The organism is Aequitasia blattaphilus, from assembly GCF_024721305.1.
Taxonomy (GTDB): Bacteria; Bacillota; Clostridia; order Lachnospirales; family Lachnospiraceae; genus Aequitasia; species Aequitasia blattaphila.
Map to the genome: position 1 here is coordinate 1 of NZ_JAMXOD010000030.1, position 23,728 is coordinate 23,728.

The following is a 23,728-nucleotide window of genomic DNA, read 5'->3' on the forward strand; positions in this document are numbered from 1 at the left end:
TTTATATCTGACTCTCCTTCTGACAGGACTTCTTGGAATCCTGGGAAGCAAGAAGCTAGACATCCGCAGGTAATTGCAGTACAATTGCATATGAAGTCAAATACAAGGAGGCAGAATATGTATAAAGCAAATGAATCACGTTATGAAGGAATGACTTACAATCGTGTAGGAAATTCAGGACTGAAGCTTTCGGCTGTATCACTGGGGATGTGGCATAATTTTGGAGATGTGGATGTATTAGAGAATCAAAGGGAGATTGTACATACTGCTTTTGATAATGGAATTACACATTTTGATCTGGCGAATAATTATGGACCTCCGGCAGGCTCTGGGGAGATTAATTTCGGACGGATTTTAAAGGAAGATTTATTAAGCTATAGAGATGAGATGATTATTTCATCAAAGGCAGGTTACTATATGTGGCCGGGACCTTACGGAGAATGGGGTTCAAAGAAATATATTGTGGCAAGCTGTGACCAAAGCTTAAAAAGAGTTGGGGTAGACTATTTTGACATTTTCTATCATCACCGTCCAGACGAAGATACACCAATAGAAGAGACTGCAAATGCTTTGGATTTGTTAGTACGCCAGGGAAAAGCCCTCTATATTGGTATATCAAATTATAGTGCTGAGCAAACGAAAGAAATTGCGAAAGTATTCAAAGAGTTAAAAACACCTTTTATTATTCATCAGCCAAGATATAACATGTTTGATCGATGGATAGAAGGGGAATTAACAGATGTTCTGGAAGAGGAAGGCTTGGGAGCAATTACATTTAGTCCTCTTGCCCAAGGATTACTAACGAACCGCTATTTGAATGGAATTCCAGCGGACTCAAGGGCAGCCAGATCAGATAGTCCATTTTTATCAGAAGAAAAAGTGGAAGAAACCATGGAAAAGGTTTCAAAGCTAAATGCGATTGCAGTAAACCGGAATCAAACATTGGCAGAAATGGCCTTGGCATGGAATCTTCAGCAGAAGAGTGTATGCAGCGTGTTAATTGGAGCAAGCAGAAAAGAACAAGTGCTGGATAATATTAAGGCTCTTGAAAACCAGAGTTTTACAAAGGATGAACTGGCTGAAATAGATCGTATTACAAAATAGCAGAATTAAAAGATAAATAAAGAATAGTCTGATATAATAACTATATCGGACTATTTTATTTTTTATATAGAAGAAGGTTTGGGAAAAGAATGAGAGAAAAAATCAGAATACTAACGTGGTTTAAAAATCAAAGATTGTGGAAGAAGATTTTATATGCGTTCATCTTATCCTCGACAATTCCTTTATTGGTGGTGCAAGGGGTTATGATGCACATTAACTCCAACAATCTTAAAACAAAGATAGACGAGCTGATGAAAAGTCAGCTTGTTCAGATTTCCGAACGTATGAATCTTACCTTAGAAATCTATACGAATCTAGTGTATCAAATCTACACAGATGAAATAATTATCGAGGACATGAAAGCCATTATGGAGGGCACACAAGAGGAGCAAGCAATTATTACAAGAGAAATGTATAGCAGAATTCAGCAGTATGGTACATCAGTAGAGGGAATTGCCGGCATCACAATTATTATGAGTGATGGTGAATCTATCAGCTATGATTTTAAGAGTGCATCGATCCTTCAAAGCATATGGGATGACGAAGGAGATTTAAGAAATATAGACCCTTATCGCAGTGCTCAGGAATCCAATGGTATTATGATTTCTCCCACTAACAGATATGTAATGAATGGAAAAGAAGAACGTTTTTTTCATATGTCAAAACGAATTCATGATTTTAAATCAATTGATGCAAAAGAGGTTGGTACTGTGGTGGTGAGTATTGAAGAAGACGTACTAAGTAAAGTGTGTGGTACTGGAATTGATACTGTAAGTGGAAAAGAGTATAGTGTCAATTTTATAGCTGACTATCAGAATAATCTTATGTGTTATCCGGATTCATTCTATTCTGGGGTGGCCATGGATTCAAAACGTTCTACAGAAGAATTTGTAAAAATTACAGGACGCTTAAAAGACAGAAGTTTGGCGGTTAATACGTATGTAGATAAGGAACTGGGCTGGACCTATTACAATGTGTATGATGTGAATTACATGTTTCAGGATTTGGCAAAAAATCAGCGTGTGACAATTGCTCTGGGCCTACTGATTATGGGAGTGGCCATTCTTATGATTCTTTACACAGTTTGGTTGATTAATCAATCAACAAGATTAATCTTAAAAGGAATTGGCTCGGTGCAAGATGGAGATTATGATACGAAAATTGAAATGGAAACGAAAGATGAATTTGGACAAATCGCAAACAGTTTTAATCGGATGACGGACAAGGTGAAAGCATCGATTGTGGAAGTGAAGGAAGCAACAAATAAAAAGAAGGAAGCAGAAATCAGGGCGCTGGAAGCACAGATCAATCCACATTTTCTTTATAATACGTTGGATTCCATTAACTGGATGGCAATTGATAAAGGAGAGTATGAAATTAGTAAGATGCTGAGAAACCTGGGAGTTATACTGCGTTACAGTATTAACAAAAGTAACCAGAAGGTTACGGTATTGGAATCTGTAGATTGGTTGGAAAAATACGTAAGCCTCCAGCAGATGCGCTTTAATGAATCCTTCAAATTTGAATTGAATGTGGATTCGGCAGCAGAACACAAGAAGATATTTAAATTGATGATACAGCCATTTATTGAAAACGCTATTGTACACGGTTTTAGAGGCGTAACAAGTGGCGGAATTCTGAGGGTGGATATTCGTCTTGGGAATGAAGAGGAACTTTGGATTATTATAGAGGATAATGGAAAAGGCATGGAGGAGACAGAAGTGAAAAAATATAATAATCCAGATATTCAGGATGATGGAAGAAGCATTGGTCTTTCCAATTCCTTCAGCCGTATGAAAATGTATTACGGTGATAAGGTCACATGGAATATAAGCAGTATTCAGGGAATGGGAACGATTATTACCTTAAAAATTCCAATAGACAAGGAGATATAGACGGTGAGAATAGTAATTGTTGAGGATGAAATAAAGATTAGAACTGGCATGGCAAAAATGATAGAAAATGAGACAGACCATATCATTGTTGGGCTAGGAAGTAATGGGGAAGAGGGATTAGAAATTATCCAAAGATTTAAACCGGATCTTGTGATTACGGATATCCGCATGCCCAATTTAGATGGATTAGAAATGCTGGAAAAGATGTATGAAAGAAAGATACAGGCACAAACCATCATTCTTAGCGGATATTCAGAGTTTAGCTATGCCCAGAAAGCAATTCGATTTGGAGTGACAGATTATCTGTTAAAGCCTCTTGCACCAGAAGACTTGCTTATGACTTTAGATAAAGTTGTAAAACAAATGCAGGCAGAGGAAAAGGAAAATAATCGTTATGCAGAGAGTCAGCTGGGGGAGTTCTTATTTGGAAAAATGGAAAACACCACAGACAGTGCAGAGAAAATACGAGAACTATGTGGAGTTGAGTTGGATTCAAAAGTTCTTATTTATGCTGGTTATGTAGGAGATGCTCCTTCCGGATACCGGGAATTAGTGGAAAAAGAGCTTTGGGATATCAGGGAGAAATATGTTGGTTTTAATCTGTACTGGTTTTATCAAGAGAATATTCAAATCTATTTCTGCGTTATTACAGCAATCGATAAAGGAGTGGATTTTCTCCAGATTGAGCGCACCTTTTATAATCGATTAATGATTCACTATCAGAAGTGTAATGAAAAGCCTATTTGGGCAATGCATTATACAAAGGCGGATCAGTTAAAGGAAAGTGTGTGGAAGATAAGAGAATGGATACCATATACATTGGTTCTAAAGGAAAAGGGCTTTATACAAGAAGAGGATATTGTTTCAATACAGAAAAATGATTTTAAATATCCTGTTGAGATTATAAAAGATATTAAAAGAGGCATTTGTAGTGAGTCTATTGAACAGATGAGGAGTGGACTAGAGTCCTTTTATCAGTATATGCTCAAATTACAGATTGAACCAGCAGAGGTCAAAGGTGGATTCATTAAGCTTTACTATGAAATATTAGATGTTCTGTTAGATTTCAATAAGCCTTTACACGACGAATTTAAGGACACAAATTTCTTGAAAATACTCGATGCGGCGGTGTCGGAAAATGAGGTTCGCAATGCGTACCAGGACATTGTAAAGCTTTTGCTCAATGCGAAAACAGAGCGTGAGGATATCAGCAATTATATTATCAAGAAAGCAATTAACCATATTCGGGAAAACTATAAAGAAGGAATTACTTTGGAGGAAACAGCGAGAAAGCTAAAGATTACTCCTGTTTACCTAAGCACTTTATTTAACCGGGAGGTAGGGATTAACTTCTCGTCTTTCTTAAAGCAATTCCGAATGAGTCAAGCCAAACGATTGTTGAAAGGGAGCGATTTAAAAATCTATGAAGTTGCAAAGGAGGTAGGATATCAGGATCCTAAATATTTTGCGAAGGTATTTAAGGAGGAGTTGGGAGTATCACCTGGAGATTATCGTCAGGAAAGTTAAGGAGGAGCAATGAGAAAGCAAAGCGCTGTAATCGTATTACTTGTACTTATGATGTGCATAGTGGGCTGTAGAAAAGATACAGTGAAAGAACTGGATGACAAGGAAAAAGAGGAGCTGGTACTGTGGTCCTATTATGAAACGGACAATCAAAAGCTTGCTCTGGATGAGTTGATTGAAGGCTTTAATCAATCTCAGGATACGTACCATATGAGCTGGGAATATCAAGGTCCGGTAACGGCTTTTACCAAAAGACTCTCGATTGGTGTTACCCAGGGACAGCTGCCTGATGTTGTAATTATGGACAACCCAGACATGAGAAAATTTGTGGAATTGGGAACCTTTGCGGATATTACGGAACATATGGATAAGGTGCAAAATTTAGAGTTATACTATGAAAATGTTCTCTCTTCAGTAGTTTACGATGGGAAATATTATGGGCTGCCATTCTGCTGTAACAATACCGGCCTTATTTACAACAAAGAACAATTAGAAGAGAATGGGCTCAAGGTTCCAACAAACTGGGATGAACTGATGGAAGTGGGGAAAGCCCTTAGTAATGGCGAAGGGACAGGATATGCCATGTCAGCAGTTGAGGGAGAACAATCAGCATTTCAAATCTTATCCTTTATTTTATCGGCTGGAGGAAGCGTAGAGACACTTGGTGATGAGGCAACCTGGGAGACTTATGAGTATATTGACAGGCTGATTGATGAGGGAGTTATGAGCAGAGAGTGCATTAACTGGTCTCAAAATGATTTGGCAAAAGCATTCGTTGAGGGAAAATGTGTAATGATGCAAAATGGACCTTGGGTTTTGCCTCTGTTAAATGAATCAGAGGTATCTTATGGAATAGCACCTCTGCCCATAAAGGAAAAATATGTTGGTGTTACAGGCGGAGAAAATCTAGGGGTGATAAAAGGGAAAAATGTGGAAGGTGCAGTAGCGTTTTTAAATTATTATAGTGGTGATGAAGAAATGCTGAATACTGCACTACGGGCAAATTCTATGCCACCACGAAAGGATTTGGCAGAAGAAATGGCTCGTATCCGACCGGAGTATGAGATATTTGTAGAGCAAATGGATGATTGTATTTCAAGGAGTGCTTATGGGGAATGGCCAAAGGTAACGGGGACATTATCCAACACCCTTTATCAGGTGATTGCACAAGAAGCTTCTCCCCAGGAAGCAATAGAAAATTTTCGATAAAAGGACAAGGTGGAAATTTAGATGAAAAATTTCCACCTTGTTTAATTTTTTAGAATATTATCTTTTTTTGTCCTCCCCTATACTTAAATCAAGAAAAAGTTTAAGCGAGAATATCGCGGGAAGGACGAGAAGCTATGAAGAAGAAAATTTTAAGTGCTTTACTTTGCATTGTAATGGTTGGAACAATGCTGGTGGGATGCAGCTCCGGAAACAAGGAAAAAGCAGAAGGCAGCACAGGAGAAAGTTCAGGAGGGACAAAAGAAGTTGTTATCTGGGATTACTTTGAAACAGATGCACAAAAATCCATGATGACAACCCTGATTGATGGATTTAATGAATCCCAGGATGAATTTGAAGCAAAACATGTATATGTTCCATTTTCAGATTATGAAAAACAGCTTACCTTAGGAATTGCATCAGGTGAACTGCCAGACATCGTTATTATGGATGGATGTGGAATGACGTCGTTTATTTCCATGGATCTGTTCGGAGATATTTCGGATGCAGATATCAATTGGGATGAGTATACGCAAGGACCTTTGGAAACAACAATGTTAGATGGAAAGCACTACGGAATTCCTTTTGCAGCAAACTGTACGGCACTATTTTACAACAAAGATTTATTTGATGCGGCAGGAGTTGAATATCCAACAGATGAAACCACCTGGGATGAGTTTAGAGAAATGGCAAAGGCTCTCACAAAAGACGGTGTTACAGGGTTTGGTAATGCGGCAGTAGGAACGGATGAAGGTACATTCCAATGCTTGCAATGGTTGTATACAGCAGGAGGAAGCTATGAAGATGTCACCGGAGGCGAAGATGCATACAAATTAATGCAGGAAATGGTTGCAGAGGGTTCCTGGACGAAGGATAGTGTAAACTGGACACAATCTGACGTAAACAACAATTTTATTGCAGGAAATATTGCAATGCAGCAAAATGGACCATGGCAGATTCCTGGTATTGCAGCAGAAGTACCAGATATGAATTACGGAGTTGTGCCACTTCCAAGACGTGATGCAGATGCAGAACAAGCAACTTCTATTATTGGTGGAGAGAGTATGGGAGTTGTAAAAAAGGATGATACCAGTGGAGCAGTTGCTTTCCTAAAATATTATGACCAAACAGAGGTTATGGTTGCAGCAATGAAAGAATATGGTTCTTTCCCACCAAAGACAGAGGCAGCGGCAGACTCTTACTGGATGGATGATCCAATTCAATCAGAATTTATTAAACAGTTAGAAACATCTATACCGAGAGGTCCTTCACCAATATGGCCATCTTATTCAGCAGCACTGCAAAAAGGATTTCAGGAAGCTTTGACTTCAGCGAAAACTCCAGAAAAAGTAGTGGAAGATACACAGTCTGCGGTAGAAGCCGTAAAATAAGCTATCAAAATGGAGCAGGGGTGTAAAGTGTTCACTCCTGCTCGAATTTTATCCACGTTATAATAAAGGAAGGATTGATTACAATGAAAAAAAGGAAAAAAATGCAGTCAGGGACAAAAGCAGGAATTGCATTTGCATTACCGGCGGCAATTTATATGATGATATTCGTTGGTTATCCAATGATTCAAAATATTATTTTAAGCTTTAAAAATGTAGATGTTTTTACATTTTCAAACCCAGACAAGCAGACCTTTATTGGATTGCAGAATTATGCAGAACTTTTTAGCGGCAATTCGATTCTGGCATTATCAGTAAAAAACACATTGCTATTTACAGTAACCTCTATCTTTTTCCAGTTCTTTATTGGATTCGGATTAGCTTTACTTTTCAGTAAAAAATTTAAAGGAAGCTCATTTTTCAGAGGCGTAACCATGATTTCATGGCTGTTACCGGTAACAGTGGCAGGACTGCTTTTTAAGTTTATGTTTGCTTCAAAAGGAGGAATTATCAATCAACTATTTATGCAGCTGAACTTAATTGAACAGCCCTTGGAGTGGCTGCTAGATCCGAAACTTGCCATGATTGCTATTGTGGTGGCGAACATCTGGATCGGGATTCCTTTTAACATGATGCTTTTGATTACGGGACTTACCACAATTCCAGATGAAATCTACGAAAGTTCTAAGTTAGATGGGGCAAATAAAATTCAAACGTTGGTTTGCATTACAATTCCCATGATTAAGCCGGCTATTATGTCTGTGTTAACATTAGGATTTGTCTATACCTTTAAAGTATTTGACCTTGTTTGGGTAATGACAAAAGGGGGTCCGATTAATGCCACCGAATTGGTATCCACTTATGCGTACAGACTTTCCTTTGAGGAGTTTCAATTTAGTAAGGGCGCGGCAGCAGCGAATATATTGTTCCTCATACTCTTTGTTGTGGGACTATTCTATATAAAATTAATTAATGATGAAGAGGAGGCAATGTAAGATGACAAAAAAAGAAAGACGATCCAATATTTTATTTTTCATTATTGGTCTTATTGTATTTGCAGTTTTTATCTTTCCTCTTTACTGGATGATTGTAACCGCATTAAAGTCTCAGGTAGAGATATTTCAAATTCCGACACCATTATTTCCTAAGGATTTAACTCTGGAGCCATTTAAACAACAGCTGTCTGCATCTGGAGATACACTAAGAGGATTTAAAAACAGCTTAATCATTGGTGTAGGAGCCACATTGATATCGACAGTTCTTTCGATACCAGCAGCCTATGGGTTGGCTCGATTCAGATTCAAATTAAGAAAGGGATTTATCCTCTTTTTCCTAATGACACAAATGTTGCCTTCAACCTTGATTCTCACCTCCTTGTATATTATGTTTTCGAACTTAGGATTACTTAATACGTATATTGCACCAATGCTTGCAGATGCTACATTGGGTATACCTTTTAGTATTATCATATTAAGAACCTACTTCATTTCGATACCAAAAGAGCTAGATGAAGCGGCGAAAATTGACGGATGCAGCAGCGTTACATCATTTTTCAAAATCATGCTGCCAATTGCGAAACCGGGAGTGGTAGTGGCGGCTGTATTTTCCTTTGTTTATGCATGGGGTGATTTGATTTATGGTATTACTTTTATTACAAATCCAGATATGAGACCAATTACTTCAAGTATTTACAATTACGTGCAGCAGTATCAGACACTATGGAATTCCACGATGGCATTTGGTATTGTGGCAATACTGCCAGTAATTCTTATCTTCATTTTTATGCAGAAGTATATTGTAAGTGGATTAACAAATGGTGCAGTTAAAGCATAGAGAGGAGCGGTCATGAAATTAGAGTCAATTGATTTAAAGAAAATCAGGATAGAAGATCAATTTTGGTCAAAGCATGTTAATCTTGTGAAAAACACGATTATTCCCTACCAGTGGGATGCAATGAATGACAGAATCAAAGATGCTGAGCCCTCCCGCTGTTTGGAAAATTTTAAGATTGCAGCAGGATTAAGTAAAGGTGAATTCTATGGTGCAGTGTTTCAAGATACGGATATTGCAAAATGGCTGGAAGCGGTTGGATTTGTCTTGGCAGCAAATAAAGATGAAGAATTAGAAAAAACTGCAGACGAAGTAATTGATTTAATTGGGAAAGCGCAACAAGAGGACGGCTATCTAAACACCTATTTTACTATTAAGGAACCGAAACGCAGATGGAAAGATTTGTGTGAGGGACATGAGTTATATACTGCAGGGCATATGATGGAAGCAGCGGTTGCTTATTATCTGGGAACAGGAAAAACAAAATTTCTTGATATTATGAAAAAGAATGCTGATTTAATCTGTGAGACCTTTGGACAGGAAGAAGGAAAAGTGAAAGGCTATCCGGGACATCAGGAAGTGGAAATTGGTTTAATCAAGCTCTACCATGTGACAGGAGAAAGAAAGTATCTGGATATGGCAAAATACTTTATTGACATTCGAGGTGTGGGAGAAAATTATTTTCTGAAAGAGATGAAATCAGACGATTATCATCTTATATTTCCAGAGTTTGCTAACTATGACCCCTCATATTCACAATCCCATATGCCTGTCAGGGAGCAGGAGAGTGCAGAAGGGCATGCTGTTCGGGCAGTTTATATGTATACGGCTATGGCTGAGCTTGCTTATGAGTATCAAGATGAGGAGTTGATGAAAGCATGTAAGAATCTATGGAATAACATTGTTGAAAAACGGATGTATATTACTGGTGGCATTGGATCATCCGGTATATTGGAGCGATTTACGGTAGATTATGATTTGCCCAATGATTATTGTTACTGTGAGTCTTGTGCCTCAATTGGCTTGGCTATGTTTGCCCTTAGAATGGCAAACATTACGAAAGAGGCACAATATATTGATGTCCTTGAGAGGGCACTTTACAATACTGTATTGGCAGGCGTTGCCCTTGATGGGAAAAGCTTTTTCTATGTAAATCCTCTTGAGGTTCGGCCGGAAACCTGCAAAGACAGGACGTCAAAAGAACATGTTAAACCGATTCGGCAAAAATGGTTTGGAGTTGCATGTTGTCCCCCAAATATCGCAAGAACTTTGGCATCCCTGGGACAGTATATTTATGGGAAATCAGAAAATACTCTTTATATTAACTTATTTATTTCGAATCAGGCCAAGATTGAACTAGGGGAAGATGAGATAGAGGTGAGGATAGACTCGGATTTCCCTGCAAAGAATCATTTTAAGATTGCTTTCTCTAAGATTGCAAAAGAAATCAAGGTGGGAATAAGAATACCAGGTTATGGAGAAGAATATACGGGGTTGATTAATGGAAAAAGCGTTGCCTACACAGTAGAAAAAGGATATGCGGTTTTCATGGTAGGAGAGGATACAGAAATAGAAATTTCCTTTAAAGCGCCAGCGAAATATGTGGGAACAAATCCCAAAGTCAGCACGAATAATGGAAAGGTGGCATTGGTGCGGGGACCTCAGGTCTATTGTCTGGAAGAGGTGGACAATGGAGATGGATTGGCAGGGATTTATGTGGATACTAAGACTTTGCCGAAGGAAATACAGTCAGAGAAGCTGGGGGGCTCTATCTTCCTGGAGCTGCAGGGCAAGCGAATCGATGAAGAAGATTGGCCAAAGAATCAATTGTATGCAGCGCGAGAGATTACCTATAAAGATGTTACGATAAAAGCAGTACCATATTCCTACTGGAATAATAGAGGAATTGGAGAAATGACGGTATGGATGAATAATCAAATATAAAGAGGGATAGTCTGATATAATAACTATATCAGGCTATTTTTATGCTATAAAAGGAGGAAGCTCTAAGGAGGGTTTAATATGCATCCATTAACAAAAATAATAAAAGAAGATATGAAACCGGCATTAGGGGTAACAGAACCAGGAGCCATTGCTTTTGCTGTGGCAAAAGCCAAATCTTATACAAAAGGCGAAGTGAATCAGGTAGAAGTTACCTTGAGCAGCGGAATTTACAAAAATGCTTTTACTTGTGGGATACCAAACACAAAAGAGGTGGGGAATTCTTATGCTGCGGCTCTTGGAGCAGTGGCAGCAGACTGTGAAAAAGGCTTAGAAGCATTAGAAGAAATCACAGAAGAAGATAACCAGAAAGCAAAAGTGCTGTTGGAATCCGGGAAAATCACGGTGAGGAGAGGTGAAATCACCAGCCGTATCAGCATTAAGGCAAGAGTTCAAGCTGGTAAGGATGAGGCAGTCGTAACCATAAAGGATTCTCATATCAATATTACGAAGATTACCCAAAATGGCAAAACACTTTTTGAAAAGGCAGAGGAGAACGAGGCGGAGATTTCAGCGCCACTTATTCACCAGTATACATTGGAGGAGCTTTATCGATATGCTGTGGAAGTAGACGTGGAAGAGCTTCAATTTATTAAGGAAGCATTCCAGGTGAATCTGGAATTGTTTCAGGAAGCCCTCAAGATGGAGAGGTCTGTTTTTACAAAGCATCTCCTTAAGGAAAACGGAAATCAGATATTCTCTAAAGATGAACGGAAAAGTGCATCCTTACTATGTAATGGGGCGATAGAAGCAAGGGTATTGGGACTGAATAAGCCGGCAATGAGTATTACAGGTTCCGGAGCTCATGGCATAATTGCCACCCTGCCCTTGTATGCATCTTACAAAGTCTGTAAATACGAAGAGGAGAAGCTTCTTCGGGCAACCGCATTAAGCTGCTTGATTTGCATGTATATCAAAGAATATTCTGGAAAGCTGTCTGCTTTTTGTGGTTGTGCAATCGCAGCAGGCACAGGGATGGCCTGCGGACTGGTTCTCCTCCGTGGGGGTGGAACAAGGGAAATGACAGACACAATTAACAATATGGCAGGAAGCATAACGGGGATGATTTGTGATGGTGGAAATCAAGGATGTACGATGAAGGGTGTGATTGCGGTAGACGGTGCAATGCGCTCTGTGGATTTTGCCATGGAGCATGCTGCAGTAGGGGGAATTCATGGAATAAACGGAGACACGCCAGAGGAAACCATGAGAAATATGGGAAGAATAGCATCTCCTGGGATGGAGCAGACTGAGGAAATAATTATACGTATAATGGAAGAGAAAAAGATTTGAATTGTCTGTCTTTTTGGAAAATTCAATGCTATAATTAGAAAAAAATACAAGTGAGGAAGGAACATGAGGAAACCGGTTCTATCACTAATATGTTTTATTGGAATTGTAACAGGGGTATTTGTTTTTGTTTTCATTCTGGGGAGCTTTCCGGAGGAAGAGGTAAGAGGTCAAGACGGAGTAATCAATCTGGAAGAGCTGGATTTGAATACAAAGGTGGCAAGGAGTACATCATGGAATCACTATCCCCGACAGCTTTTAAAACCGGAAGAAATAGAAAAGGGAAAAACAGGTGAGGTCAAAGGGAATTATGGGACTTTTGCCATGACCATTCAATTACCAGATACGAAATCCTATATTATTGAGTTTAATAGTGTTGAGTTTGCCACGATTGTATATATGGATGGGAAGAAAGTGGAAGAGGTTGGGAAGGTCAGTACCAGGGAAAGTGAATACAAAGCGGGAAGAAAGTATTGCTATTACGTAATGGAAGAGGGAACCAGAGAGGTGGATATTACATTACAGTATGCAAATTTCCGCTCGGAAAGAAGTGATGTACCAATTATACTTGTGGGTCTGCCTGAGCTTATGTTTCGGCAGCAGGCTCATAAGGACTTTTTGCGGTTTACTATCTTGGCAGTATACCTTGCAGGATTTATTCTTTTTTCGGGATTGTATCTATTTAATAGTAGAAATAAAGAAAGTAAATACTTTGCTCTGATTTGCTTGTTACTGGCAGTTCGGGAGTTTTTCATTCAAGAGCAGTTCATTTTTATGATTCGGCCAGATACGTCATTAGACACGATTTTTATGATACAGTTTGTCTTTATTGGACTATTGGTGTTTCTTTTGTTTGCTTTTATCACCTCTCTTTTTCCGGGAATTATTCAGAAAAAATGGGGGAGGAGATTTAATATTGCTACATGGAGCTTTATTATTCTGTCTGTAATTACGATGGGCAGGATTTCAACTCTTGTAACGGCTCTGTATCTTTTGATTGGAGTGGTAATGATTACATTTCTTTTCATCAGAATGCTGGGAATGGTAAGGAGTTTACTGCCCAGTCAATTGGTTTCGACCATGGGATTAACACTTCTCTATGTATCACTATTTAACGACATGCTGCATCATATGCAGGTACCAATAGGCTTTGTAGGCCGCGTTGGATTATTACAACGAACAATGATTCTATTCGTGTTTTTACAAATGACGGCCTTGTTCCTGCAGTCTATGGAGGTGGAGCGTCAGTTAAGTGAAACCAGAGAAAAGGAAGCGGCTCTTGCAGCAAAGAATGAGACACTGCAGCAGGTGGATCGACAAAGAGTACAGTTTTTGTCAGGTATTTCCCATGAATTAAAAACACCTCTTACGATTCTGTCCAATTATGCACAGCTCACAAAAGAATATGCCAAAGGGAAAACAGAGCCAGACGAGTATACGGAACACAAGATGCTGCTTATTACGTCAGAGGCGGAGAGGATGGCAGTAATGGTAGATCAGGTTTTAGATATTGCCAGAATCGAAGAAGGCCGCATGAATTATGAGTGGAGAAAGACGGATGTGATTGCTTTGATCCGTGAAATGGTAGATGTTTATTATCCCGTTTTGAATAAGAACCATAATAAGATGGAGATGAATTTTCACGAGCCGGTACCCCAAATTATTGCAGATGAAAAAAGATTAAAGCAGGTATTGATTAACTTGATTAATAATGCAGTACGATTTACGAAAAATGGAAAGGTTTCTATATCGGTGTACCAACAAGGAAAAGAAATTGTCATCGCAATTAAAGATACAGGAGTCGGCATGACAGAGGAACAAATAAAAACAATCTTTCAGCGTTATACTACCAGTAAGGATGCAAATGACAAAAGAACAGGAACAGGACTTGGATTGTATATTGTCTATTCCATTGTACAGGCGCATAATGGAAGGATTGAGGTAGAGAGTGAAGTAGGAAAAGGAAGTACCTTTACAATATATTTACCGAAGGAGGGGAATGGAAGTGGAAAAGAAGCTGGCGCTATTAATTGAGGATGAGACGGATGTAATGCTGTCCAATCAGGAATACCTTATATTGAAGGGAATGGAGGTTGAGGTTGCTGAAAATCTACAGGATGCAGAAGTGATTCTGAAAGAAAAGCAGCCAGATGTTATTATTCTGGATGTAATGCTTCCAGATGGAAATGGCTTTGAGTTCATTCAAGAAATCCGAAAAACGACAGGAGCTCCTGTTTTATTTTTAAGCTGCTTAAGTGAGACGAAGGATATTGTGAATGGCTTGGAATTAGGAGGCAGCGACTATATTACAAAGCCTTATAAGCTAGAGGAGCTATATGCTAGAATTGTGGCGAATATCTGCAGAAGAGAGGAGGTTATCCGGTCAGAAAAGGAGGTTACAATCGGCAATATCCGCATGAATCAGGAGACAAACAGAGCCTATGTAGATGGAAATGATGCAGGATTAAAGCCTATGGAGTTTTTTCTGCTGCTTTATATGGCGAAACATAAGGATTGTATTATTTCAGGGAAGGATCTTTACCAGGCGGTGTGGGGAAGAAGTGACAATGATGATACAAGGACTGTCCGGGTACACATTCATGAAATTAGAAAAAAGCTGAATATGGTAAAAGAAAATTATCCCGAGCAATATCCCTATTTGGAAACGGTATTTGGAAAAGGGTATCGTTTGCTGACGGGGCCTGGGGAAAATATTAAAAAACATTAACAAGTTAAATGACTCTTCTATTCTATGATATTCTTAAGATAAATAAGGATATGGAGGACATAGATATGAAGAAAAAAGGAAGTGTATTTTTTATATTATTATGTATTGCTGTTTTAGTATTTACAGGATGTAGTACAACAAAATCGGTATATTCAAACGCCGATAAGGAGAACAAAGGGGAAGGGAAAGCTGAAAATGGAAAAGCTTATACAGAACATGGCTTCAAGGTAAGCGAGAGTATCGTGAAGTGGTCTGCAACAGATGCTATGCCTGTTCCCAAAGATCAGGATATCGTTTTCTCTTTTAATAATACCATTGATGGTACGGTAATAATTAAGGCTGATAATAAGGATGTCCTAGTGCTGAATGTAAAGTATACAGTAGATGAGGATGTAAAGGGACAAGTAAAGCTGGTGGTCAAAGATGAGGAGGGAAATGAATATACTCATGAGACTGAAAAGGAGTTTGCATTTGCCAAAGAGGGAGAAAACTCAATTTCTGCAATGGTTAAGACAAAAGGAGCAGTCGAAGGGAAGTATGATTTTTCCCTTTATATCAATGATGATCTTGCCTTAGAAGCAAGCTATACACATAAGGAATAGTGGGATCTTGAAAGGGGGAAAGAACCATGAAAAGAAAAGTAGCTTTATGGATTATGGTGTTCATGATGATGAGCCTCTCAGGCTGTGCCCTTGGAAAAACTGCCCAGCATGCCAAGGCCATTGAGGCCTCTTTCCAACAAATAACGGAGGAGACATCCAGCTTTTGTCATTTTAAGTGTGAAGATTTAGGAAAGCAGGTAAAAGAGGCGGCAAAGAAGACGAAGAAAAGCAAGAAGGATAGTGCATCCTATCAGCTTACAACGATGGTTCCAGATGTGTCTGCAGTTAAGGTGGAACAACTAAAAATTGAGGTTCCCAAAATTGATATTAAAACGACAACTCTGGAAGAGTATGAGAAGGAATACACCAAGCAGGCCGAAGAACAACTTCAGGAGATGATTACAAAGGATCAGGATATAAAATGGAAGAAAGTTCCGGTTCAAGTCACTTTAAGTAAAAAGGACAAGAAGTGGGAGGCAACGATTGATTCGGTACAAAAGGAGACTCTTGCGGGCAGTGCGAATCTTACCGTCAATACAACCGCAATGGGATTGTTGAATGAAGATTCGGAGTATAAACGTCTGCAGATTGCACATAATATGGAGGAGTATCTTACAAAAGCTTTTTCAGAAGAGGATTACCGTTCAAAGGTTGAGGTGGAAGATATTACAAAGGAGTCAGCAGGGTATAAGGTGAAAATCAAGTATCCTGACCCGGAGGAAATTTATTCCAGTATCATGAAAGAATACTATGAGGGATATAAAGCGAAAGGACAGGTACTTTATAGTCCGCTCAACAGCTCTTCTTCAGCGAATACATTTTCATCTAAGATGAAAGATAAGATTGGTGATGTGAAAGAGAAAAAGACAACAACTTTTACTGTGGGAGAGGATTTAAAAGGAGGAAAAGACTTAGAAGAACTGTATACAGAACATGTGGGAATAAAGAAGAAGCTGGTAGATGATACGATTGCAAAAATCAACAAGGAATGTGTGATTCCGGAACTTGGATTGCCAGCCACATCTGTATTACAAGGAGCAAACCAAGGACAAAGTATTTTAGTAAAGAGTTCTGCAGATGTATCGGATAAATATTTAACCTTCCATCAGATTAACAGTGATGTTAATGAAGAAGGCACCCTTGTACTATCTGCGTTTGTAAAGAAGGGAGAAGAGCTTACCATTTATTTGCCGGCAGGTAATTATAAGTTGATTCAAGGCTACGGTGATAAGTGGTACGGTGAACCAAGAGCCTTTGGTCCCAGTGGCAGATATCAAGTATCCAGTCAGGTTCTGAGTGTTCAGCCTAATTATACCTATACCTTGACTTTATATGGTGTGGCAGATGGAAATATGCCTACGAAGGGGATTGATTTTCCGTATTAGACATAACTTAGCAAGAAATATCGGGTATGACTCCAATAAAAGGAATAAGATAGACAAGAACAGACACACAGGAGGGACTTAAAATGGATTGGATGGAGGGAATCAGAGAAGCAATAAATTATATTGAAGACAATATCACGACAGAAATTACCATGGAAGAAATTGCAAAGAAAGCATGTATTTCACCCTTTTATTTTCAAAAAGGTTTTGCAATGCTATGTGGATTTACTGTTGGTGAATACATCAGATACCGCAGACTTGCACTTGCCGGCAGCGAGCTTGTGGCAACAGACCAAAAGATTATTGATATTGCTCTCAAATATGGTTATGATTCACCGGATAGTTTTACAAAAGCCTTCACACGATTTCATGGAACAACCCCAACTGCTGTTCGTAAGGATGGAGAGACAATTAAGTCCTTTGTCCCACTAAAAATCAAATTCACTTTAGATGGAGGTTATTCGATGGATTATAAGATTGTCAACAAGGATGCATTTACTGTTATAGGAGTATCAAAAACATTTTTGTATGAAAATGCAAAGGAAGAAATCCCGACTTTTTGGACAGAGCATCATCAAGCAGGCAGAGGGAATGTGGTAGCCGGAATGTATGGAATCAATCTGGACGACAGTATGGAAGGAATTGAGTTTGAATACTTAATTGCAGATAACTATGAAGCACAAAAAGATATTCCGGAAGGCTATATCACAAAAGTGATTCCACAGTATACATGGGCAGTGTTTTCCTGCAAAGGAGCAATGCCAAATGCGTTGCAGGATACCAACAGGAAAATTTTTGAGGAGTGGCTTCCCAACTGTAAGGATTATGAGATTGCGGCTGGATGCTGTATTGAGATGTATGAGGATCCGTCCCAATATCCAAAGGGGACATTGGATGAAGATTATTACTCTGAAATGTGGATTCCAGTTAAGAAGAAGTAGGTGTAATATAACAATAATGATTAAAAAGGGCGGTACGCCCTTTTTTACTTTCTTTATTCTTATGAAATCATTATTGACGAGAGAAAGTGCTTTTGATATAATCAGTTTGTATCCCGAGTAAGGGATTTAGAAATAACAAGGCGCAGTAGCCAAGTGGTAAGGCATGGGTCTGCAACACCCTGATCACGAGTTCAAATCTCGTCTGTGCCTCTCGAAGGTAAATTGTATAGAAGTGGAAAGTAATGTAGATACAGATGATAAGTTTGTATCTATTTTGTTGTCCTGCTTTAAGGAAAACAATAAAAATTTATTTTTGTGATACAAAACCAGAAAACAGAATCGCACTTCAATATACGGGAGGAAAATTTGCGAACAAGTCTTTTCATTTGTGATAAGTAGTGATACCATACAATTATGATTTTGAAAATGAACGATTTAACGATAAGAATTGAATATCGAAAGATTAAAAATATTAATTTCTATGTAAGAGATGGACAAGAAATTCTTGTGACGGCGCCGAAGGGCATAAAGAGAAAAGAGCTGGAGCAGATTATTTCTGAGAAAGAGGAATGGATACGAAGAGCACTTTCTAAGTCTGGGAAAAAAGAAATGCCAAAAGACATTGGTGAAGAGCAAGTCCGTGTTTTAAAAGAGAACACCATGCACTTTGTTAAATATTGGGAACCAATTATGGGAGTACATGCTACGGGTTGGAGTTTTCGGAATATGAAGACAAGATGGGGAAGCTGCACAGTCAGCAGTGGAAAAATTCGTATTAATACACGGCTTTCTTTATACCCGTTAGAATGCTTGGAGCTAATTGTGGTGCATGAACTTTGTCATTTGATTGAGCCAAGTCATAATGAGCGTTTTAAGGCATATATGACAAAGTTTTTGCCGGACTGGAAAAAAAGAAATCAATTATTAAAAACATATGGATAAAGGATGGGAGAGAAAATGAGCAAAGTATTGGTGGCACCAGGGAAGTATATTCAAGGAGCAGGAGAGCTAAAGAATCTTGGAGAGCATATTATTAACTACGGGAAAAAGGCCTTAGTCATTGTTTCAAAAAATGGAAAAGAAAGATTGAAAAGCTCTTTAGAGGAAATCGATCAGACTGCTGTTGAGCTAAGATTTGAGCTGTTTTGTGGAGAGTGCACCGTAGAGGAAGTGAAGCGTTTAACGGAAATTGTGAAGGAAGAAAACTGTGAAGTGATTGTTGGAATCGGTGGTGGAAAGATTCTGGATACTGGAAAAGCGATTGCCCATTATCTGAAAAAGCCAGTGATTCTTTGTCCTACAACGGCATCTACGAACGCACCTTGCAGTCCGGTTTCTGTTTTGTATACGACAGAGGGGAAATTTGCGGAATACTTGTCTTTGCCTATGAATCCAAACCTTATTCTGGTAGATACGGAAGAGATTGTGAAGGCTCCGATTCGTTTGAGTGTAGCAGGTATGGGAGAAGTTCTTGCAACTTATTATGAGGGGAAAGCCAGAAAAAACGGGATGACAGAAGCGGCATATGCCATGGCAGAGCAAGGTTATAAGATATTGATAGAAGAAGGTGTAAAAGCAAGAATTGCTTTAGAAGAAGGGGTTTGCACAAAGGCAGTTGACAAGGTGATTGAAGCCAATACCCTTTTATCTGGGATGGGATTTGTGAGTGATGAGACTTCTGGAGCTCATGCTATTTATAATGGTTTTACGATGCTGGATGACAGTCGTAAATCCTATCATGGAGAGAAGCTTGCTTTTAGCACAATTGTCTGGTTGGTTTTAGAAAATGCTCCTGAGGAAGAAATTGGTGAGGTGGTGGAGTTTTGTCTGGAAGTTGGCCTGCCAGTAACCTTATCTGATTTAGGAATGAAAAGAATTACAGATGAAAAAATCGAGATGATAGCAGAAGCAGCAAAGGGAGACAACGAGGCTCTTGGGGCAGGTACGAAGGATATTGTTGCAGCGATAAAGGCGGCAGATGGAATCGGCCGGTATTTTAAAGGATAAGGAGGAAGAAAAATGGATGCAAACAGAGTGAAACGAAATGAATTGTTAGCAAAAAAGGTGATCAAAAACTTAGAGAGCCGAAATATGGAAGGGTATTATGCAAAGACTTGTGAGGAGGCACTGGAAAAGGCGCTATCTCTTATTCCAAAGGGAAGTTCAATTGGATGGGGAGGCTCAGCCTCAGCAAAAGAAATTGGCCTTACCGAGGCGATTATAAATGGCGAGTATGAGGTACATAATAGAGAGACAGCAAAGGATGGAGAAGAAAAAGGAAGAATAGAGCGGGAGATTTTCAGCTGTGATTACTTCTTTTGTGGAACCAATGCAATGACGGAAGGCGGAGAGCTGGTAAATATTGATGGATATGGAAACCGTGTGGCGGCTCTGATTTATGGCCCTAAGAATGTAGTTTTAATTGTTGGAATGAACAAAGTCTGTAAGGACTTGGAGAGTGCGATGAAGCGTGCTAGAAATGAAGCGGCGCCAATTAATGCTCAGAGATTTTCCCTCAATACTCCCTGTAATAAGGAGGGAAGCTGTTATGATTGTAAGGTGGAGGATACCATTTGCTGCCAGTTTGTGATTACAAGATATTCTAAGATAAAGAATCGTATTAAGGTTATTCTGGTAGATGATTTTTTGGGATTCTAAAAGATTAAAAATGACCGAAGAGCCACTTATGTGGATTTTCGGTCATTTTTATCCTCTTCTTTATCATGCATTATGGAGTAAACTTCTTCTATGATGTGATTGGTAAATACCTTGGCATGCTCCAAATCCAAGCTATCAGGATGGGTCAGGGCTTGATCAAATCGGCTTAATAAATTGCGTAGTTCCTCACAGTTTTGACAATCCTCTTTTTCCAGACATTCCTCATATTTTTTTCGAAAGGATTGAGGAAATTTGCCTTGGCATATGAAAGCACCTAAATAGTTATTATCGCTTTCAATCCATGCACTTACAGTTTGGGATATATTGTCGCAATAGCTTTCTATGTCACCCATGCCACAGGTGGCAAAAAGGGCAATGTCTTTTCCGCTGAGTGAGCTTAAGAAATCGGTTACTGCCATGCGGCAGGTTCCGTGATGAACACCGAATCCTATAAAATAAGTTTTTGCTTCAGGAATCGGCTTGTCTATGTCAAAATCAATTAAGTCTTTTGAGTTACCAGGTAGTGTTGAAAAAATTGTGGCCGCTATTTTCTTAGTATTTCCAGACATGCTTTGATAAAGTACTAAATAGTCTAACAAATAGGTGCCTCCTTTACTTCTTTAAAAACAATATATAGGCAACATTTGTAAAGTTCAATTAACTAGTGATTAAAGGATATTAAATTTACATAAACTGGATTCTGATAAACAAAAATGGTATACTGAGAAAATAGATTATGGGAAAGTGGGGATGGGATTTGAGTAAGAAATATAGAAGAGGAAGAAGAAAAGAAAAGAAAGGTGGCGGGCTTCTATCAACGTTGATTTTGATTGTTGCCATTGCGATTTTTTTATTTGCGGGATTTCAGTTGTTTACAATTTTAAAGGGATATTTTGACGGGAAAAAGGAGTATGATGATGTACGGGATCTTGTCATTAAAAAAAGTGATAAGGTTGAGAAGGATGAGGAAATTGAAAGTGACAAATTTGTAGTCGATTTTGATGAGTTGTCAAAAATGAATCCAGATACAATAGGCTGGATTCGGTTTCATCCGGAACCGGCAAACATAAGCTATCCAATTGTGCAAACGGATAATAATGACACCTATCTTCACAAGACGTTTTCAGCCAGTGACAATAGTGTGGGTGCAATCTTTTTAAATGCATATAACAACAGCAATTTGGAAGATCATAATTCTATTATTTATGGACACTACATGAATGACAAGTCTATGTTTCACAATTTATGGGAATATGAAAGTGAAGATTTTTGGAAGGCAAATCCGAATTTCTACATTTATACACCAGATGGGCGGGTTCATACATATGCCATTTTCTCAGTGGCTAAAGTAAAAGATATGGATGATCTTTATAATGTTGTCTTTAATAATGATGATGAAGTAATGGCTCAGATTGAACATGTGAAAGGTGTTTCTTTGTATGATACAAAGGTGGAGGTAGGAACGGATCAGCCAATGATTACCTTGTCGACTTGTACAAGTGTAAGTGATAGTGAAGAGCGGTTTGTAGTGGTTGGGGTGCGAAAAGAAGTGGATTTCGTGAACAATAAGTAAAAGAGGTCTGAGTATGGAGAAGTATATATATGAGGTAGGGGATGTTGTGACTCTAAAGAAACAGCATCCTTGTGGAAGTAAAGAATGGGAGATTTTAAGAGTTGGGGCAGATTTCCGGCTGAAATGTATGGGGTGTGCACATCAAATTATGATTCCCAGGAAGCTTGTGGAAAAAAACACAAGGGATTTGCGTAAAAAAGCTTGAAAATGAGCTTGGAATATGATAAAGTATTACTCTGTGATACAAGATGATCCGCAGGCAAATGTCTGCGGACTATCCTTGCTCTTCCGCAAGAGAAGGGCCAACAAGACCAAAAGGAGGTGCGATAACATGAACAAGTATGAATTAACTGTTGTTGTCAGCGCAAAAATCGAAGATGAAGAAAGAGCTGCCGTAATCGAAAAGGTAAAAGCCTTAATCGAACGTTTCGAAGGTAAGATTTCTGACATTGATGAATGGGGTAAGAAGAGATTAGCTTACGAAATTCAGAAGATGAACGAAGGATTTTACTACTTTATCCATTTCGAATCTGATGCTACAACACCTCATGAAGTGGAGCAAAGAATCCGCATCATGGATAATGTAATCAGATATTTATGCGTAAGACAAGATGCATAAGGAAGATGAGGTAAAACTATGAACAAAGTAATTTTGATGGGACGTTTAACAAGAGATCCAGAGGTAAGATACTCTCAGGGTGATAATCCTGTTGCTGTTGCAAACTTTAGTTTAGCTGTAGATCGTAGATTTAAGAGAGACAATGAGCCAACTGCAGATTTTATTAACTGTGTTGCTTTTGGTAAGCAAGGTGAATTCGCGGAGAAATATCTTCGTAAAGGAACAAAGATGGTAGTTACTGGCCGTATTCAGACAAGAAACTACACAAATAGAGATGATGTAAAAGTCTATGTTACAGAAGTCGTTGTTGAAGAATTTGAATTTGCGGAAAGCAAAGCGGTAAGCGATGCTAACACAAGCATAGGAAGCACAAGCCCATCTCCAGAGCCTAAGGCAGATGCCGGTGACGGATTCATGAATATTCCAGATGGAATTGATGAGGAATTACCATTTAATTAATTTGAATGTAGGAGGAAACCAGCGATGGCTTACGAAAGAGGTAATAGATCAGAAGGCGGCTTCAAAAGAAGAGGCGGCGGACGCAGAAGAAAAAAAGTATGCGTATTCTGTGGAAAAGAAAATAACGAAATCGATTACAAAGATGTAGCAAAATTAAGAAAATACATCTCTGAAAGAGGAAAAATTCTTCCAAGAAGAATCACAGGAAACTGTGCAAAGCATCAGAGAGCGCTTACAGTTGCTATTAAGAGAGCTAGACATATTGCATTAATGCCATATGTACAAGAATAAGATATGAGTGAGAGCCGTCATTACTTCCGAGTAATGGCGGTTTTTTGGCTCTATGTCAAGTGTTGGGGTGGGATGCTAACGCATCCTGCTCTGGCTCAGGCATAGAGCCGTTTTTAATGTTTCATGGGCATATGCCTATTTTTAGATACACAAATAAAACCTACCACCAAATGTGATTAAATCTTAGTCACAATGTAATATTCGGTTGCGAAATCGTTCAAAGTTACGGAAGCC

The 23,728-nt window shown here is 38.8% G+C and carries 23 protein-coding genes and 1 tRNA gene; 23 read left to right on the forward strand and 1 reads right to left on the reverse strand.

Annotation, left to right across the window (positions count from 1 at the left end; genetic code table 11):
* Positions 1-117: 117 nt before the first annotated feature.
* The 18 genes from NHH15_RS14070 (at position 118) to NHH15_RS14155 (ending at position 20,552) form a co-directional block, all read left to right on the forward strand.
* Positions 118-1,104, forward strand: coding sequence for an aldo/keto reductase (locus tag NHH15_RS14070; RefSeq protein WP_262067287.1), 987 nt, complete (start codon positions 118-120; stop codon positions 1,102-1,104).
* 89 nt (positions 1,105-1,193) lie between these two features.
* Positions 1,194-2,999 carry a sensor histidine kinase gene (locus tag NHH15_RS14075; RefSeq protein WP_262067288.1) on the forward strand — a complete coding sequence of 602 codons (1,806 nt, stop codon included), beginning with the start codon at positions 1,194-1,196 and terminating at the stop codon, positions 2,997-2,999.
* Positions 3,000-3,002: 3 nt separating this feature from the next.
* A complete protein-coding gene (locus tag NHH15_RS15710) occupies positions 3,003-4,526 on the forward strand; it encodes a response regulator transcription factor (protein ID WP_262067289.1) in 1,524 nt (507 codons plus the stop codon).
* A 9-nt stretch (positions 4,527-4,535) separates the two neighbouring features.
* Complete coding sequence (locus NHH15_RS14085) at positions 4,536-5,732, forward strand: ABC transporter substrate-binding protein (RefSeq protein ID WP_262067290.1); 1,197 nt, start codon at positions 4,536-4,538, stop codon at positions 5,730-5,732.
* Between the two features lie 134 nt (positions 5,733-5,866).
* Complete coding sequence (locus NHH15_RS14090) at positions 5,867-7,120, forward strand: ABC transporter substrate-binding protein (RefSeq protein ID WP_262067291.1); 1,254 nt, start codon at positions 5,867-5,869, stop codon at positions 7,118-7,120.
* A gap of 83 nt (positions 7,121-7,203) precedes the next feature.
* Positions 7,204-8,112, forward strand: a complete 909-nt coding sequence (locus tag NHH15_RS14095) for a carbohydrate ABC transporter permease (RefSeq protein ID WP_262067292.1) — start codon at positions 7,204-7,206, stop codon at positions 8,110-8,112.
* Position 8,113: 1 nt separating this feature from the next.
* Positions 8,114-8,950: a carbohydrate ABC transporter permease gene (locus tag NHH15_RS14100; RefSeq protein WP_262067293.1), complete on the forward strand. Its 837-nt coding sequence runs from the start codon at positions 8,114-8,116 to the stop codon at positions 8,948-8,950.
* 12 nt (positions 8,951-8,962) lie between these two features.
* On the forward strand, positions 8,963-10,891 hold the full coding sequence (locus tag NHH15_RS14105; RefSeq protein ID WP_262067294.1) for a glycoside hydrolase family 127 protein: 1,929 nt from the start codon (positions 8,963-8,965) through the stop codon (positions 10,889-10,891).
* Between the two features lie 78 nt (positions 10,892-10,969).
* Positions 10,970-12,241, forward strand: a complete 1,272-nt coding sequence (locus tag NHH15_RS14110; RefSeq protein WP_262067295.1) for an L-cysteine desulfidase family protein — start codon at positions 10,970-10,972, stop codon at positions 12,239-12,241.
* A gap of 63 nt (positions 12,242-12,304) precedes the next feature.
* Positions 12,305-14,272, forward strand: coding sequence for a sensor histidine kinase (locus NHH15_RS14115; protein ID WP_262067296.1), 1,968 nt, complete (start codon positions 12,305-12,307; stop codon positions 14,270-14,272).
* Positions 14,244-14,966, forward strand: coding sequence for a response regulator transcription factor (locus NHH15_RS14120; RefSeq protein ID WP_262067297.1), 723 nt, complete (start codon positions 14,244-14,246; stop codon positions 14,964-14,966). The genes NHH15_RS14115 and NHH15_RS14120 overlap by 29 nt, the downstream gene beginning before the upstream one ends.
* 65 nt (positions 14,967-15,031) lie before the next feature.
* Positions 15,032-15,568, forward strand: coding sequence for a hypothetical protein (locus NHH15_RS14125; protein WP_262067298.1), 537 nt, complete (start codon positions 15,032-15,034; stop codon positions 15,566-15,568).
* Positions 15,569-15,594: 26 nt separating this feature from the next.
* Positions 15,595-16,953 (forward strand): hypothetical protein, encoded by a 1,359-nt coding sequence (locus NHH15_RS14130; protein WP_262067299.1) that lies wholly within the window; start codon positions 15,595-15,597, stop codon positions 16,951-16,953.
* 83 nt (positions 16,954-17,036) lie between these two features.
* On the forward strand, positions 17,037-17,894 hold the full coding sequence (locus tag NHH15_RS14135; RefSeq protein ID WP_262067300.1) for an AraC family transcriptional regulator: 858 nt from the start codon (positions 17,037-17,039) through the stop codon (positions 17,892-17,894).
* 139 nt (positions 17,895-18,033) lie between these two features.
* A tRNA-Cys gene (locus NHH15_RS14140) sits at positions 18,034-18,104 on the forward strand.
* 216 nt (positions 18,105-18,320) lie between these two features.
* Complete coding sequence (locus NHH15_RS14145) at positions 18,321-18,836, forward strand: M48 family metallopeptidase (RefSeq protein WP_262067301.1); 516 nt, start codon at positions 18,321-18,323, stop codon at positions 18,834-18,836.
* A 15-nt stretch (positions 18,837-18,851) separates the two neighbouring features.
* Positions 18,852-19,901 (forward strand): glycerol dehydrogenase, encoded by a 1,050-nt coding sequence (locus NHH15_RS14150; protein ID WP_262067302.1) that lies wholly within the window; start codon positions 18,852-18,854, stop codon positions 19,899-19,901.
* 12 nt (positions 19,902-19,913) lie between these two features.
* Positions 19,914-20,552, forward strand: a complete 639-nt coding sequence (locus NHH15_RS14155) for a lactate utilization protein (RefSeq protein ID WP_262067303.1) — start codon at positions 19,914-19,916, stop codon at positions 20,550-20,552.
* 26 nt (positions 20,553-20,578) lie between these two features.
* Here NHH15_RS14155 and NHH15_RS14160 read toward each other — a convergent pair whose 3' ends face one another.
* A complete protein-coding gene (locus tag NHH15_RS14160; RefSeq protein ID WP_262067304.1) occupies positions 20,579-21,151 on the reverse strand; it encodes a flavodoxin family protein in 573 nt (190 codons plus the stop codon).
* A gap of 137 nt (positions 21,152-21,288) precedes the next feature.
* Between NHH15_RS14160 and srtB the strand changes: the two genes are divergently transcribed.
* From srtB to rpsR, 5 genes are all read left to right on the forward strand, one after another.
* Positions 21,289-22,125, forward strand: a complete 837-nt coding sequence (gene srtB, locus NHH15_RS14165) for a class B sortase (protein WP_262067305.1) — start codon at positions 21,289-21,291, stop codon at positions 22,123-22,125.
* Positions 22,126-22,138: 13 nt separating this feature from the next.
* On the forward strand, positions 22,139-22,330 hold the full coding sequence (locus NHH15_RS14170; RefSeq protein ID WP_262067306.1) for a DUF951 domain-containing protein: 192 nt from the start codon (positions 22,139-22,141) through the stop codon (positions 22,328-22,330).
* A 126-nt stretch (positions 22,331-22,456) separates the two neighbouring features.
* A complete protein-coding gene (rpsF, locus tag NHH15_RS14175) occupies positions 22,457-22,744 on the forward strand; it encodes a 30S ribosomal protein S6 (protein ID WP_262067307.1) in 288 nt (95 codons plus the stop codon).
* Positions 22,745-22,762: 18 nt separating this feature from the next.
* On the forward strand, positions 22,763-23,203 hold the full coding sequence (locus tag NHH15_RS14180) for a single-stranded DNA-binding protein (protein WP_262067308.1): 441 nt from the start codon (positions 22,763-22,765) through the stop codon (positions 23,201-23,203).
* A gap of 24 nt (positions 23,204-23,227) precedes the next feature.
* Positions 23,228-23,494: a 30S ribosomal protein S18 gene (gene rpsR / locus NHH15_RS14185; protein WP_262067309.1), complete on the forward strand. Its 267-nt coding sequence runs from the start codon at positions 23,228-23,230 to the stop codon at positions 23,492-23,494.
* The last annotated feature ends 234 nt before the right edge of the window (positions 23,495-23,728 follow it).